Here is a 14927-nt window from a genome sequence, read left to right on the forward strand (position 1 = left end):
ATGTCGCGTAGCGACTGCTCAACCGAGGAGCCGGATGCGTAGTCCCGCACGTCCGGATCTGTGGGAGCCGCGGGTGCATAAGCCCCCGCGGCCACCCGGTTCCAAGACCGAGTATCTGGGTAGGAGATGACGGGCGTAAAGGCGTGGCAGGAACAACGGGGAGGCGTACCCTTGGAAGCGCTAACTGACCGAGGGAAACGCCGTTGCCCGATGCTCCTGCCGAGAATGACTGTAGTGCACCAAGACATCCGACGCCAATGCATGATCGGCGTCATCGCGCCGACTGTCTCCGCGCGGTGGCGCAGGCGCAGCAAGACGGACAGAGTCAACGTGCGGCGACGGCCGCAGCCGGTGTGGCCCGCAGTACGTTGCGTCACTGGAGCGCGGCCCAGGCGACCGGTGCCGCGCCGGTCTTGCTTGCCTTCACCGAGACGCCCGAGGGCTTGCAGTGGCTGCGCCGGATCCTGGTGGCCGCGCACTGGTGCATCACCGAGCTTGGTGGGGCGGGCATCCGCGTGGTCAATCGAAGCCTACGCGCGCGCTGTGCGCACCCTTGGCGCCTATTTTGACGGCTGCATCGATACGTTATCCGAGCCGCAGTTGCTCGAGTACTTTACCGATCGGCTCGAGACCCACTCCTGGAGTGCCGTCAAGCTCGATGTGTACGGACTGAAGTTCTTCTGCGTCCGCATTATGTGCAAGCCGTGGGGCAAATGTCGACCTCGTCAAGCCGCCCAAAGGGCAGCGCCTGCCGGATATCGTCACGGTCGAGGAGGCCCAGCGTCTGATCCAGGGGACGCACACGCTGAGCTACCGGGTCTTCTTCTTCACCCTCTACAGCCTGGGGCTTCGCCTCGGTGAGGGGCTGGGCCTGACGGTAGCCGATATCGATGCGGCGCGCCGACGCCTGCATATCCGCGCGGGGAAGGGCAACAAGGATCGGTTCGTGCCGCTGCCCGACAGGACGCTGGAGCTGCTGCGTCGCTTCTGGCGGATCCATCGCAACCCGGTGCTGCGTTTCTCAATCGCGCGGGCGGACTCAAGGCCGCGGCCATGGCGTCTACGCCGCTCGATCGCGGCGGTGTGCAGGTTACCCTGCGCAAGGTCGTTGCGGGGTGCGGGCTTAAAAAAGACTACCCCGCATAGTCTTCGGCATAAACCCGGGTGCCGAATAATGCCGAGTCACCCTGCAAGCACCGTATGGCGACTGGGCTGCGGGGCCACTCGAGTCGGCACCCGAAAGGACAGAAAGGCGTGTCCGCGCGGCTATTCCCTATCTCGCCGCCTAGACGGCTGAGCGGATCCGCACGCCCGCAGGATCGGAAAGGCCCATTGATTCGGGAATTTCAAGAGGCCGGGCAAGCGCGGCGCGGTCTCGCAGACGAAGACGAAGGTTCTGCCGGTACTTCCACATCGGCGAGCGATGCTCGCAACCAGAGATGGCCGAGCTGCGGCAGGAATTCCTCTGCCCCACCCCCATCTCCCAAGCCAGCCCGTGGCGTCCGCTTTCCTTTCTCCGAGCTTGGTTGGATAGCCGCGCTGTCGTGCATCAAGGGCAGTGCTCGGGGCTGGTGGATTTCGGTCTCGCTCATGCACACTCTCGGGATTGCGCTGGTGCGTAAGCTCGGCACAGTCGAATCGACTGGCTGGGCGGCAGCGCCTGGGCGCATCCGAACCACAAGTCTTGACCCCTTGCGGTGGAGGGATGGATGGCCGCGGTCCTGCGATTCCCAATCTTCAATCAGGTGCTAGAGATGACACGATTTCTCGTTGCCGTGGTGCTGAGTGTCGTTACGGGGCTCGCGGCTGGTGCGCAAGAGGAAGGCAGGCTTTCGCCTGGGCTGCAGAATCCCGGCTATCACGAGCAGCCGGCGTGGTTCAAGGCGTCCTTTCTCGACATCCGCGAGGATGTCGCGGAGGCGGCAGCGGCGGGCAAGCGGCTGGTCCTCTATTTCTATCAGGACGGCTGCCCTTACTGCGCCAAGCTGTTGCGGGAGAATTTCGGGGATCGCGCGATCGCGGATCTGACGCGCGAGCACTTCGAGGTGATCGCCATCAACCTCTGGGGCGACCGCGAGGTGACGGCGCTGGACGGCGCGGGCACGACCGAGAAGGCCTTCGCCAGGGCGCTCGGCGTGCAGTTCACGCCGACGCTGCTGATGCTGGATGAGTCGGGCAATGTCGTTCTGCGCATCAACGGCTACTTTCCGCCGCATCGCTTCCAGGCGGCGCTGAGCTATGTGGCGGAGCGTGTCGAGTCGAGCGGGCAGGGCTTCAATGCCTACGCCGCGGCGCGCGCTCCGGCGCGGGCAATGGGGACGCTGCATGAGGAGGGGGGATTCCTGCCGCGGCCTTTGCGGCTGGCCGAGAACCGGGCCGAATCCGAGCGCCCCCTGGTGGTGATGTTCGAGCAGCCGGTCTGCAAGGCCTGCGACGAGCTGCACGCCGACATCCTGCGGCGCGAGCCGGTCGCCATCTCGCTCAGCGCGCTGGATGGGGCCATCGTCGATGCATTCGCCAAAGACAGCGTCCAGACGCCGGATGGCCGAGAGCTACCGGCGCGCGACTGGGCCGAGGAGATGGGGATCGAGTACACCCCGAGCCTGGTCTTTTTCGATGCGGACGGCCAGGAGGTGTTCCGGACGGAGGGCTATCTCAAGTCCTTCCACATCCAGGGCGCTTTCGACTATGTGGCGACGGGGGCCTATCGCTGGCAGCCGAGCTTTCAGCGCTATCTGTCGGAGCGCCGCGCGGCGCTCGAGGCGCGCGGCATCCAGGTCGATCTCATGGAATGAGCGGCGTGTAGCGGGCTGGGCCTTCGGGTGAGGCCCAAGGACGCAGACTCAGGGCAGGGAGACCGGCGTGGGCGGGGTCCAGCTGGGGGCGCGATGCTCGGCGACGACGGTCGTGTAGATACCGCCGCGCACGTTGAAGTCGGCGGTGAGACGCATGAAGCGCGGCTGCGTCGCCTCGACCAGGTCGCCCAGGATCTGGTTGGTCATCGCCTCGTGGAAGCCGCCTTCGTCGCGGTAGGACCACACATACAGCTTCAGCGCCTTCAGCTCCACGCACTTCTCGTTCGGGACGTATTCCAGCGTCAGCTCGGCAAAGTCCGGCTGCCCGGTCTTGGGGCAGAGGCAGGTGAACTCGGGCACGCGGATCCGGATGGTGTAATCACGCTCGGGCTGGGGGTTGGGAAAGATCTCGAGCGCTTTGCTCGGGACGCTAGGCATCGTCGTCTGCTCCTGATGATGAGGGCGTGCGCATAGGCACGCCGGTTCTCTGCGTTGGCCCCTAGTCTAACCCGCTTCGGAGGTGCCATCCCAAGAATGGGGCGGGCGTCACCGAGGCCTGGCTTTCGGTCGTGTCCGATGGCTCCTGCCTCGGCCAAGCTAGCTGCCGCGCCCGCCGTTTCGCCCGGCCGCCGGACGACGAAGCCTCCAGCCGATCGGGATGGTCGGCTGGAGGCTCGCGGCTAGCGCGCCTGCGCTAGCCTGGGGTCTGAGGAATGTGCGCGTCCTCGGCCTATCCGACCGCCGGCTCTAGCCAGATGAAGTCCGATTTCAGCGCGTCCTCCGCCTTCTCGGCCGAGCCCGAGACGTCCTTACCGAGGAAGGAGCCGCGGATCAGATAGTGCGGGCTGACGATCTGCTGATGGCGATTGCTCTGACCCAGGTAGTAGACCAGCTCGACCGACTCGATGAGGACCTCCTCGACCGCGCCAGTGTGCAGACGGTAGAGGGAGCGCGGCCTCTCGGACTTCATATAGGCTTCCAGCGCCGCCTCAGGCGGGAGGATGGCGACCTCCTTCGCGGGCTCGAGGTTGGGCAGGGCGTCATAGACGCCGCTGATGCCCTCGCCGTCGAAATAGACGGTGGTCTTGGCGCCTGGGCCCCAGGCCGGAATGCCGTCGATGCTGTAGCCGAAGTGGGCGGCGGCCCCCAAGGTGCGGGTCTCCGCCTCGGCGTCCTTCCTGCCCATCGACTGCACCTCCATGAAGGAGACGTCCTTGGGCGCCATGCCGCGCCGCCTCAGTCCCGCTGAATCCAGGAAGGCCGCGGCCTTGTCGGCATACCAGTCGGCGGCCTGGTCGCGCTCCCACTTGCCGCGCGAGAAGATGTCGTCGTCCTGCTCCGAAAAGAGCTCCTGCTCCATGTAGAAGACGGCGCCGGAGCTGAAGTATTCGATGGTGCGTCCGTCCGGGTCGGTGAGCAGCAGGCTCGAGGAGCCGTCCTCGGCCTTGTCGAGGCCGGAGCGCTTGCCGTCGAAATCGACCGCGCGCGCAATGGGGTCGCGGCTCGGGTCGACGCGGCCGGGATCGATCATCCGGATCTCGAACTGCAGCAGCGAGGTGGGGACCTTCGGCAGCTCGGCAGCGACCCTGTACTTGGCCTGGATGTCGATTTTGGGAATGGAGTCCGGGATGGTGCTCTGGTCTTTCCCGATCCAGTCGCCGTTGCCGGTGACCGGATCCGGGTCCTCCGCGTAGGCGGCGCTTGCGGCCAGGAGGCCGGAGAGCAGGAGCGAGAGGCGGACGGGTGTGGCTTTCATGATGATGACCTCGAATCTGGGTTTGGACGCTAGGTGCTCAGGCTGGGCGGCGCTCTAGTTGGTGCTCCAGCTGGCGTAGTAGAGGGTGGTCGGGTTGTCCGGGTCGGAGCTGGTGAAGCCGAAGCCCCAGAGGTGGTCGTTGTAGGTGTCGCTGGAGCCGTTGTCCGCGCGCATATAGGCCGCCGTGGTGCCGTTCTCGGACAGGATGGTGGCCTTGACCCAGGCGCTCTTGACGCGCCAGCCGTATTTCATGGCGTACTTGAGGAAGTCTTCACCGCGGCTGTCCTTGTCGAAGGTGTTGGTGCTGTAGCCGAGGATGTAGTGGAGTCCCTCGAACACCGGCCAGCCCCAGCGATTCCATTTGCCGGCGTCGTCCTTCAGCACCTGACAGGCATCGACGATGAGCCATTCGAGGTCCTTGTCGCCGAGGATGGCGTCGTTGTAGTGCACCTGCAGGTCGTCTTGATTGACGCCAAAGTAGAAGCCGCTGCTGTTGCCATGGCCGGCGAAGAGCAGAAGGTCGACGTCGTCGCCGTAGGCGTCGTCGATGCCGCCGAGGGTTTCGTCGCGGAAGTCGCGCTCCCAAGCGGCGTTGTCGCGCCAGGCGAAGTCATTGATCCAGGTCGAGCTGTGCTTGGCGAGGGCGTCCTGGAACTTCTCGCCCTCGGGGACCGTCTTGGGCAGGTCTGGATTGGTGCCGTTGTACTCGCCGACGGCCTCCCAGGCGGCGCAGCGCCCGCTGCAGTCGGCCAAGGCGGTTTGGATGGGCATGAGGCTGGTCAGTCCGACCAGTCCCAAGAGCGAGAGCTGGGTGCGGTTGTACATGATTGCGGTTCTCCTGGTTTCGATTGGCTGGCGGAGCGGCCCGCCGGTTGCGACTGCTGTGCCCCTTGGTGGCGGGACGGGGCTAGATTAAGGAGCGTCCGACGACGAAAATCGGCAATACTGCAGCGTCGAACTGTGATCTATTCACGTCGTCCCGCGGCCGCCTGGCTGGCGCTGGGAGCCCGCGAAGACATGCCGAGTGGGTCGGGCCGAGGCGCGATCGCTGCCGGCCAGGGAAGCGCAAAGCGCGAGGCCGGTAGTCCCGGGTAGGCGTGTGCGCGTGCGTATTGCCGTAATGACGAAGGACGTGAGTCCTTCGTCGTGAAGGCAATATGCAAAGCGCAGTCACACACGCCGTAGAGTCATTCGTCGTAGGGTCGTGCGCAGCCCGAGTGCGCCAACGGCGCTACTCGAGGCGGAGCAGCGACCCGGAGCGGGACGGCCCGGGCTGAGAAGGTTGTCGCCCTGCGCGAGTCCCGTCGGCGAGGGATCGACCCGACGGGTATCACGAGCGCAGACGCGACACTCCGGGTCCAATGCCCCCGTCGACTCGGATTCTTGACTCTTGGGCCTCCCGTACTGGCCCGCCCCGCGGAGGATCAGCCATGCTGGAGGAAGTGGAGCTGTTCGAGGGCTTGGACCCGGAGGAGCTGGAGGCGATCGAGCGGCACGCGATCGAGCGGCACTACCGCAAGGCCACGGTCGTCATCGAGCGCGGCGACGAGGCCAATACCCTGTACCTGCTGCTCGCGGGCAAGGTGAAGGTCTATGTCTCGGATCGCGAGGGCAAGGAAGTCGTGCTGCGCGAGCTGGGCCCAGGGGCGCATTTCGGCGAGCTCGCGCTGCTCGGCGAGCAGCCGCGCACGGCCTCGGTTGCAACCGTCGAGGACTCGCGCTGCCTGGCGCTGACCAAGCGCTCCTTCATCCAATGTCTCGGCGATCACCCGAAGATCGCCTTCAACCTGATCCAAGACCTGTCGCGGCGTCTGCGCGCGCTGACGGAATCCGTGGAGGATTTCGCGCTGTCCGATGTCTACCGGCGGCTGGCCAAGCTCCTGGTCGAGGTGGCTACGGAGGAGGAGGGCCGGCTGATCACGCCGCCCTACACGCAGCAGGCGCTTGCCGCGCGGGTGGGTGCGAGCAGAGAGATGATCAGCCGCATCCTCGGCGACCTGAAGGAAGGCGGTTACGTGGCGAGCGAGGGGCGTCGGCTCGTCCTCATGAAGCCGCTACCGGCAAGGCATTGATGTGGCGGCCTGGATGTTTGCATGGGCGCGGTTCGCGGCTGTCTGCGGCGCGCAGGCCCGCCGTCGGCTCGAGTCTTGCCACTCACCCGGCGGCAGCGCCTGCTTCACCAGCTTGTCGACGCTTTTGGCGAGCTTTTCTTGGCCGCAGCCGTTTGGCAGCATCGCTCTCGTCTTGCGAGTCTTTGCTGTCGTCGCGGCTGCCGAGCTCCGCGGCGGAGAGGCGTGCGATGGCCTGAGCTGTGGTCGATATGATTCGCTTCTGTCGGAGGTCCCTATTTGTCTGCCAGCATGGTCTGCTGCAGCTCGTCGTCGGGCTGGATGCCAAGTAGAGTGGGCGGCCCGTCACAGAATGCGGCCTGCGTTGTCCAGGCGCGCTTGGGGTTTTGGGTGATTGACATAGAATTGCGGGCCGGCTCCAAGCCAGCCGAGCTGGCAAATCGTCTAAGCTGTGATCCGAGAGACGAGATGGCGCCAAATCTAACGCCTGTTGCGCTCGACCGAACTGACCGGGATTAGGCTGGATGACGGCGAGCGAGGAGCCCTCGAGCTGCTCGATTGGCGGAGGTTGATAAGTAATTGCTGGCGACCCCTTCGATGAGCAGCGCCGATCGCGGCACCGGGACTCTTGTGCCCAGGAGGCGGCTTGAGGCTGCCGCTGGGCCTGTTATGGCCCTCGCGGATGCGCGCTCTTGGACCCTGACGCCCCACCGGGGGATGCCACGCGGATTTCCGGCCGAGTGCGGAGCGCCAGAGGGAGCTGATGATGTCTAGAAGTGCTAGGAAGGCCTCGCCGGAGGAAATCCGCACGCGCGCGCTCGAGGCGTTGCACAAGGGGCGCTTCGATATTCCCGACGAGATCCTGCAGGGTGCGGACGTCGAGGTCGCGGCCGTGGTCGAGAGCCTGCGCATCTATCAGGCCGAGCTGCAGCTCCAGAACGATGAGCTCCAACGGGCGCAGCGCGATAATCAGCGCTCTCTGGAGCGTTTCACGGCATTCTTCAATACCCTGCCCGTCGCCGAGCTGGTCGTCGACGATCACGGGCTGGTGACCGAGGCCAATCTGGCCGCCCAGGCGCTGTTCAACCTCAAGCACACGCATTTCCATCAGCACTATTTCACGCGCCTCATCGACGAGGCGGACCGCGACCTGGTCGTGCGCGCTTGGCGCGATCTGGCGGGCGCGCAGAGCGCGCAGCTCACGGAGCTGAGGTTTCGCGGCGGCGCCGGGGGCAGCTTCATCGGCGATCTGCACATTGCCCCGCTCTTTGCGTCCGCAGGTGAGGTCGAGCGCTACGTCTGCGCGGTGATCGACCGTAGCGAGGCCGTGGAGCAGCGTCGCTCGCTGTTCGAGACGAGTGAGCGGCTGCGGGATCGCGAGGCCCATCTCCAGGCGCGGCTGTCGGACCTGGGCGTGCTCTATGCGGTGCTCGACGAGACCAGTCAGGTCGATAAGCCGATGGAGGAGGTCTTGCAGCGGATCCTTGCCCGCCTGCCCGAGGCCTGCGTCTATCCGGCGCTGGCCGATGCGGTCATCCGCTTGCCGGAGGGCAGTTTCTCGACCGGGTCCGCTCAGCCCTCCCCATGGGCGCTGCGCTCCACCTTCAGACTCTCCGATGGACAGCAGGGTGAGCTGGCAATCTTCTATCGCGAGCGCCCGGCGGACGACGATGATCTCCATCCGCAAGTGATCGAGCAATCGCTGCTGGATGCCGTTGCCGCACACATCAGCGTCTATGTCGATCGGCAGCGCGACGAGATCTGGCTGCGCGACACGCGCGAGCGCTACCGCATCCTGGCCGAGTACAGCCCGGACTGGGAGTACTGGCTGGGCGCTGACGGGCAGTACCAGTATGTCTCGCCGGCCTGCACCGAGATCACCGGCTATCGCGCCGAGGACTTCATGGCCGATCCGGACCTGCTGGTGCGGCTCGTCCACCCGGAGGACCGCGACCTTTGGCTCAGGCACCGCGTGGAGGCCCTCTCGTCGGAGAATCCGGACCATGGGATGCTCGAGCTGCGCATGCTCTCCAGGACCGGGGAGGAGCGCTGGATCGCGCATGTCTGCAGCCCGGTGATCAGTGCCGAGGGCGAGTTTCGCGGCCGTCGCGGGGTCTTCCGCGACGTCAGCGAGCGCAAGCGTATCGAGGCCGAGCTGCGCAAGCTCTCACTGGCGGTCGAGCAAAGCCCGGAGAGCATCGTCATCACGGATCTCAAGGGGACCATCCAGTACGTCAACGACGCCTTCCTGGCCACCAGCGGCTTCTCGCGCGAGGAGGCGATCGGGCACAACCCGCGCATACTCAAATCCGATCTGGTGCCGGAGGAGACCTTCGCCTCGCTTTGGGCGACTATCCTGCGCGGCGACGTCTGGCACGGGGATCTCGTCAACAGACGCAAGAGTGGCGAGGTCTATCACGAGCATTCGGTGATTTCGCCGATCCGCCAGACGGATGGCCGAATCACCCATTTCGTCGCCGTGAAGGAGGACATCACCGAGAAGAAGCGCCTGGCCGAGGAGCTGGAGCGCCATCGCACCCGGCTCGAGGAGCTGGTGGAGTCCCGCACCATCGAGCTGCGCCAGAAGACGCGTGCGCTGCAGGCGCTGATCGACACGCTGCCGCACATGTCTTGGATGAAGGATCTGGAAGGGCACTTCCTCGCGGTCAACCGCGTCTTCGCCGAGATCCACGGACTGACTCCGGAGGAGATGCTCGGCAAGACGGACCAGGGTGTCTGGCCGGCCGATGCCGCCGCGCGCTACGTCGCCGACGACCAGGAGGTGATGCGCACGGGGCAGCAAGTGACGAGCGAAGAGTGTTTTCCGCACCGCCCCAATGCCATCTTCGAGACCTTCAAGGCGCCGATCCTCGACGCCGACGGCAGCGTTCTGGGCACCGTGGGCTTTTCGCGCGACATCACGCCGCAGCGCGAGATGGAGGCCGAGCTGGCGCGCCGCGCGGAGCTGGCCGAGGCGGCCGCGCGCGCCAAGAGCGCCTTCCTGGCCAACATGAGCCACGAGATCCGCACGCCGATGAACGCCATCATCGGCCTGACGCATCTGGTGCGGCGCGATACTGTCAGCTCGCGCAATCTCGATCGGCTGAGCAAGATCGACGGCGCCGCGCGCCACTTGCTCACCGTGATCAACGATATCCTGGATCTGTCCAAGATCGAGGCGGGCAAGCTGCAGCTCGAGTCGAGCGATTTCGCGCTGCAGAGTCTCTTGGATCAGGTGTGCTCCCTGGTGCAGGACGAGGCCCGTCTCAAGGGCTTGGAGCTGAAGCTGGAGCTCGACGACGGGCCGCTCTGGCTGCGCGGCGATCTGACGCGCCTGCGGCAGGCGCTGCTGAACTATGCCAGCAACGCGGTCAAGTTCACCGAGCAAGGCTCCGTGACCTTGAGGGCACAAGTGGTCGGCGAGCGCGCGGGGCGGATGCGGCTGAGGTTCGAGGTCGAGGACACCGGAATCGGCATCCCCGAAGACCGCATGTCGGATCTCTTCCAGGCCTTCCAGCAGGCGGACGGCTCGACCACCAGGCGTTTCGGTGGCACCGGCCTTGGGCTGGCGATCACCCGCCAGCTCGCCCAGATGATGGGCGGCGAGGTCGGCGCGGAGAGCGCGCCGGGCGCAGGGAGCCGCTTTTGGCTCACCGCCTGTCTCGAGCCCGGCGAAGCGATGCCGGAGGCTGTGGATCTCGAGCAGACGGAGATCGAGGGCGAGCTGCGCGCGCGTGCCCAGGGCGTCAAGATCCTGCTCGCCGAAGACAACAGCATCAACCGTGATGTGGCCGCCCAGCTCCTGAGCGGGGTCGGGATCCTGGTCGAGAGCGCCGAGAATGGCGAGCAGGCCGTGGAGATGGCGGGCTCCAGCGCGGACTACGCCCTCATCCTCATGGACATGCAGATGCCTGTGCTGGACGGATTGGCCGCCACCCGCGCCATTCGCAAGCTGTCCGATTGGAAGGGTCGCCCCATTCTCGCCCTGACGGCCAATGTCTTCGCCGACGATCGCCAAGCCTGCTTCGATGCGGGGATGGATGACTTCGTCGCCAAGCCGGTCGAGCCGCGCGATCTCTACGCGGCCCTGCTGCGCTGGCTGCCGCAGGACGGGCCTCGCGCACGATCGCCGGCGATTGCGACAGCTGCTCCCGGCGGGCCGGAGCCCGAGGCGTCCGAGCCTGGACTGCCGGAGGAGATGCTGATCGCCCGGCTGGAGGAGATGTCGGGGATCGATCACGAGCGCGGACTCTCCATGCTGGGCGGCGATGGTGGCAAGTATCTCTCCTTCCTGCGGCGCTTCCTGAAGTCGCACGGAGAGGATCCGCAGCGCATGTCCGATGCCTTGGCTAGGGATGCCTTCGAGACGGTGCGTCAGCTCGCCCACGCCTTGAAGGGCGTCGCGGGCACCTTGGGCATGACTGCGATTGCGGAACGGGCGACGGCGCTGAACGCCGCGCTGTCCGGCACCGACCGTCCGGATCGCTCCCAGGTGCGGGCCATGATCGCCGAGCTCGAGCGCGACTTCCGCCCGCTCAAGGAGCTGCTGGTGCAGCCGCCGAGCGTCGAGCGGCACGCCCCCGCCGCGGCTCAGGATCCCGCCCGCGGTGGCGAGATCCTCGGCGAGCTGGCCGAGCTGCTGGATCAAGACAACACCAAGTGCTTCGCCCTGATGGAGGAGCACGCGGCGGTTCTGCAGACCCTGATCGGAGCCCAGTACGCCGCGTTGGAAGAGCACTTGGCCCGCTTCGACTTCGAGCAGGCGCTGGCGCTGGTCCTCGAGGTGCGCGCGCGGCTCGTCGAGGAGTGCTCGAGCCAGGCCTGAGGCGATTGCCGGAAGGAGCGCCGACAGGAGCATCGCCGGGCGATGTGACTGGCGGGGCGACACGAAGGCGGGCGTCAAGACAAGCCAGGTGGTCTGGGAATTGACAGAAATCGCCTGAGAGACTGTCTGGAAATCATGGTCGAGACATTTGTAGGGGCGAATTCATTCGCCCCTGGTCCGGCGGTTGGGCGAATGAATTCGCCCCTACACGTTTTTCCAGACAGCTTCTGAGGTCCGGGGCGGCCCCCGATCAGCGATGGGCCCAGGGCGTCGCCCGCAAGCGGGCTCCGACGCGGGCGACCTAGCGGCTTCGGTCCAGGCATGCGATCAGCGCCTCGGCGGCTCGATGGGCGCCGTCGATCTTCTCCAGCTCCCCGGCGATGTCCCGCGCCGCTTGCGCCTGTCCTTGATCGCCGAGCATCGACTCCAGTGCCGCGGTAAGCCGGCTCGGGCTCGATTGCCGGAAGGGGAGGATGCCTCCAAGACCGAGCCGCGCGGCACGTCGGGCGTTGTCTGGCTGGTCGAAGGACACGGGGATCAGCAGCTGTGGCCGGCCGGCGCGCAGGGCTTGGGCGAGGGTGCCGATGCCGGCCTGGTGGACCACCAAGGCCGCGTGCGGGAAGACCTTGGAGTAGGGGAGATAGTCGAAAGCGGCGACGCCTGACGGGAGATTGTCAGGTCGCGCGGGTCCGGTGATGAGGATGGCGCGGCGGCCGAGCCGGCTTGCGGCCTCGGCCGCCTGCTCCCAGAAATCACCCGCGATCCACACGGCCGAGGACCCCAGCGCGAAGACGATGGGGGCTTCACCCGCCGCAAGGAAGCTGTCGAGCCTCCGAAGACTGTCCGGATCGCCTGCTCCGCCGTCGTAGACGGGGCTGCCGCAGATCCTGGTGCCGGCCGGCCAGTCGGGCTGCGCGTCGGCCAGGACGGGGTCGAAGAGCGCCAGGTTGAGGTGTGGCGAGAACTGGCCTTCGAAGAGTGCCAGGTGCTTCAGCGGCGAGACTCCAAGCTCTGCTCGGAGCTGGCGCAGCGGCGTCTCCCACCCCCAGATCAGGCGCTTGAAGAATCCGAAGGCCAGTCCGTGAAAGCGCGGGCCTAGCCCGCGCAGCCGAAACAGCCAAGGGTGCGAGGCGATCAGCGGCGGGTCGTAGCTGGACATGAAGGTCATGGGGGCGAGCAGGGTCGCCGCCCAGGGCAGACCGCGGCGCTCGGCGACGATCGGCAGCGTCATCGACAGGGTGTGGGACACCAGCAGATCGGCACCTGCGGAGGCCTCCATCAGGGAATCGTAGGCCGGGCGCAGATAGGGCATGACCACCTTGCGGATGAGACGCTCAGGGCCGTCGCGGACATCGAATAGGGTGGTGACCAGGGTCTGGTAGTCGCCAAGCTCCGCGACCGAGGGGCGCACAGGGGCGAAGCCGATGCCGGCCCCCTCGATGGTCTCGCGGTACTCTTCGGCCGTTGCGATGACGGCCTCGTGCCCAAGGTCCACCAGCGTCTTGGCGATCGCGATGTAGGGATGCAGGTCGCCGAGCGACCCCATGGTCGAGAAGAGAAAACGGCTCATGAAGGTAACCACTGTGGTGGGCGTCGGCTCGGCCAGGCGGCTCGCAGGAGAGGCGGGAGCAGGTGCGCGGCGGTGCCGCGCAGATTGAGAGCGGCGAGCGGATCCAGGGATGTCGGCTCGGGATTGATCTGCACGACCTTGGCGCCCTTGCGATGCGCGACTTGGGGCAGGGCGGCCGCCGGGTAGACCAGGGAGCATGTCCCGATGCTCAGCAGCAGGTCGCAGGCGCCGGCCGCCTCCTCGGAGGCCGCCCAGATGTCGGCCGGCAGCATCTCGCCGAACCAGACGACGCCGGGGCGGATGTGATCGCCGCAGGCCGGGCAGGCGGGCGGGCGCATCGGCTGCCCGCGCGGTGCTTGGCCGGGGGCTTCCCGCGGCAGCGCATGGGGCCTCCCGCAGCCTCGGCAATAGGGGCGATGCAGGCTGCCGTGCAGGCAGAGGACATCGCGGCTTCCCGCGCGCTCATGCAGGCCATCGACGTTCTGGGTGATGAGGGTCAGTCTCCGGGCGTGGCTCGCCAGCTCGGCAATCGCGCGATGGGCGGCGTTGGGCTGGCAGCCCAGAACCTGAGTGCGTCGCCACTCATACCAGCCCCACACCAGGCTGGGGTCCGCGTCGAAGGCCTCGGGTGTCGCGAGCTGCATGGGATCGAAGCGCGACCAGAAGCCGCCCAGGGCGTCGCGAAAGGTCGGAATGCCGCTTTCCTGGGAAACGCCGGCGCCGGTGACGACGACGATGTGTGCCGCGCCGCGCAGCCAGGCGAGCAGCGCGTGCGGGAGCTGATGATGGGTCATGGCCTGCCGTGGTCCGAGCTGGGCGATGGGCTCGCAGGATGCCTGAGCGCAGCGCAGGGCTCGGTATCTGCTTTTTCTGTCGCGTTGTGGAGGCTGGGCGCCGAGCGCGCGGTCGTTTGCGCCGACTCGGCCGGGGCCGCGTCTCAAGCGGATTCGGACGACGGCGGGCACCCGCTTTCTGCCGGGGGGCTGGCGGTCGCCACGACCAGCGCGAGCTTGCCGCGGTGCGCCAGGCGTCGGTCGATATCCTGGGCTCGCTCCCAGTCCTCTGGGCGGTTGTGGATGATTGCGCTGAGGATGGCGTCGAGCCCTTCGTCGCGCAGTTGATCGCGTCTCCCTCGAATGACCTTCATGGTGGCCCTCTCGTTTCCTCGCTCCCGTCTGGTCTAGTCTAGCGCGTAACGCCTGTTGGGCCATTCGCGCCTGGCTTGGCTGGAGCGCCTGGACGGTATCGGAACGAGGACATGAGTCACGACCAGAACTTCAAGAATCCGATCCTGGACGATCCACGCCAAGCACTGGCTTTCTTTGCTGCCGGCGACCCGATCGAGCAGCTTGCCTAGGCCGAGATCCTTCCGGTCCGTCAAGAGCAGCGCAAGGAGCGGCTTGGCGAGCGTTTCCGCGAGCTGGACGTGCCCTTGCTGGTGCAGTGGTCCGACGGTCGGCGCGAGGCCTTGCTGTTCGTCCTGGAGGAGGAGAGCGACCCGCGGCGCTTCGGGATCCATCGCCTGGCGCATTACTGCTTGGATCTCGGCGAGCTGCTGGAGACCGACCCGAAGAGGGCGAGATCATGAGTACCTTTGCAGAGCGATTCATTCAGCAGGGCTGGGAGCGCGGCAGACTGGAGGGCGCCTTGGAGGGGCGTCAGGAGGGCGAAGCGGCGGTCCTCCTGCGGCAACTGCAATTGAAATTCGGCGAGCTTCCAAGTGCGGCGCGAGAGCGCGTCGCGGGAGCGGATGCCCAGACGCTGCTGACGTGGTCGGAGCGGGTATTGACCGCGCGCAGTCTCGATGAGGTCCTCGACGCACCAGCATCCGAGGAATGATTGTCGCGGCGACAATCATCGATTGGCTCGGCCTCCCGCTGTGAGGGTGGACGAGCGCAGAGACTGTGAAAGT

General features: G+C 66.5%; 14 protein-coding genes. 7 read left to right on the forward strand and 7 right to left on the reverse strand.

Annotation, left to right across the window (positions count from 1 at the left end; translation table 11 throughout):
- Positions 1 to 257 precede the first annotated feature (257 nt).
- The 3 genes from G3446_RS17450 (at position 258) to G3446_RS17460 (ending at position 2795) form a co-directional block, all read left to right on the forward strand.
- A complete protein-coding gene (locus G3446_RS17450) occupies positions 258 to 569 on the forward strand; it encodes a hypothetical protein (protein ID WP_164454118.1) in 312 nt (103 codons plus the stop codon).
- A gap of 236 nt (positions 570 to 805) precedes the next feature.
- Positions 806 to 1297 carry a tyrosine-type recombinase/integrase gene (locus G3446_RS29200; protein ID WP_425338411.1) on the forward strand — a complete coding sequence of 164 codons (492 nt, stop codon included), beginning with the start codon at positions 806 to 808 and terminating at the stop codon, positions 1295 to 1297.
- A gap of 457 nt (positions 1298 to 1754) precedes the next feature.
- A complete protein-coding gene (locus G3446_RS17460) occupies positions 1755 to 2795 on the forward strand; it encodes a thioredoxin family protein (RefSeq protein ID WP_164454119.1) in 1041 nt (346 codons plus the stop codon).
- 48 nt (positions 2796 to 2843) lie between these two features.
- Here the strand turns inward: G3446_RS17460 and queF are convergent, their stop codons facing one another.
- The 3 genes from queF to G3446_RS17475 form a co-directional block, all read right to left on the reverse strand.
- On the reverse strand, positions 2844 to 3233 hold the full coding sequence (gene queF, locus G3446_RS17465; RefSeq protein WP_164454120.1) for a preQ(1) synthase: 390 nt from the start codon (positions 3231 to 3233) through the stop codon (positions 2844 to 2846).
- Positions 3234 to 3525: 292 nt separating this feature from the next.
- Positions 3526 to 4551, reverse strand: a complete 1026-nt coding sequence (locus tag G3446_RS17470; protein ID WP_164454121.1) for a hypothetical protein — start codon at positions 4549 to 4551, stop codon at positions 3526 to 3528.
- A 54-nt stretch (positions 4552 to 4605) separates the two neighbouring features.
- Positions 4606 to 5376, reverse strand: coding sequence for a DUF6345 domain-containing protein (locus G3446_RS17475; RefSeq protein ID WP_164454122.1), 771 nt, complete (start codon positions 5374 to 5376; stop codon positions 4606 to 4608).
- Between the two features lie 605 nt (positions 5377 to 5981).
- Between G3446_RS17475 and G3446_RS17480 the strand changes: the two genes are divergently transcribed.
- Positions 5982 to 6623 carry a Crp/Fnr family transcriptional regulator gene (locus G3446_RS17480; RefSeq protein WP_164454123.1) on the forward strand — a complete coding sequence of 214 codons (642 nt, stop codon included), beginning with the start codon at positions 5982 to 5984 and terminating at the stop codon, positions 6621 to 6623.
- A 272-nt stretch (positions 6624 to 6895) separates the two neighbouring features.
- Here G3446_RS17480 and G3446_RS28730 read toward each other — a convergent pair whose 3' ends face one another.
- The gene (locus G3446_RS28730) at positions 6896 to 7021 is read right to left on the reverse strand and encodes a hypothetical protein (protein WP_280818845.1); all 126 of its coding nucleotides are present in this window, start codon (positions 7019 to 7021) and stop codon (positions 6896 to 6898) included.
- 362 nt (positions 7022 to 7383) lie between these two features.
- On the opposite strand from G3446_RS28730, the gene G3446_RS17485 reads away from it, so the two are divergent.
- Positions 7384 to 11445: a PAS domain S-box protein gene (locus G3446_RS17485; RefSeq protein WP_164454124.1), complete on the forward strand. Its 4062-nt coding sequence runs from the start codon at positions 7384 to 7386 to the stop codon at positions 11443 to 11445.
- 301 nt (positions 11446 to 11746) lie between these two features.
- Here G3446_RS17485 and G3446_RS17490 read toward each other — a convergent pair whose 3' ends face one another.
- The 3 genes from G3446_RS17490 to G3446_RS17500 all read right to left on the reverse strand — a co-directional run bounded on the left by G3446_RS17490 (position 11747) and on the right by G3446_RS17500 (position 14162).
- Positions 11747 to 13015 (reverse strand): glycosyltransferase, encoded by a 1269-nt coding sequence (locus G3446_RS17490; RefSeq protein WP_164454125.1) that lies wholly within the window; start codon positions 13013 to 13015, stop codon positions 11747 to 11749.
- Positions 13012 to 13809, reverse strand: a complete 798-nt coding sequence (locus tag G3446_RS17495; protein WP_164454126.1) for an SIR2 family NAD-dependent protein deacylase — start codon at positions 13807 to 13809, stop codon at positions 13012 to 13014. Before G3446_RS17495 ends, G3446_RS17490 begins: the two co-directional genes overlap by 4 nt.
- Positions 13810 to 13952: 143 nt before the next feature.
- Positions 13953 to 14162, reverse strand: coding sequence for a hypothetical protein (locus G3446_RS17500; RefSeq protein ID WP_164454127.1), 210 nt, complete (start codon positions 14160 to 14162; stop codon positions 13953 to 13955).
- Between the two features lie 279 nt (positions 14163 to 14441).
- Here G3446_RS17500 and G3446_RS29205 point away from each other — a divergent pair, with 279 nt between their 5' ends.
- Both G3446_RS29205 and G3446_RS29210 read left to right on the forward strand, forming a co-directional pair.
- Positions 14442 to 14603 (forward strand): hypothetical protein, encoded by a 162-nt coding sequence (locus tag G3446_RS29205; protein WP_425338409.1) that lies wholly within the window; start codon positions 14442 to 14444, stop codon positions 14601 to 14603.
- Positions 14600 to 14854 (forward strand): DUF4351 domain-containing protein, encoded by a 255-nt coding sequence (locus G3446_RS29210; protein WP_425338410.1) that lies wholly within the window; start codon positions 14600 to 14602, stop codon positions 14852 to 14854. The genes G3446_RS29205 and G3446_RS29210 overlap by 4 nt, the downstream gene beginning before the upstream one ends.
- Positions 14855 to 14927 lie beyond the last annotated feature (73 nt).

This window comes from Thiorhodococcus minor, from assembly GCF_010820565.1.
Classification (GTDB): Bacteria; Pseudomonadota; Gammaproteobacteria; order Chromatiales; family Chromatiaceae; genus Thiorhodococcus; species Thiorhodococcus minor.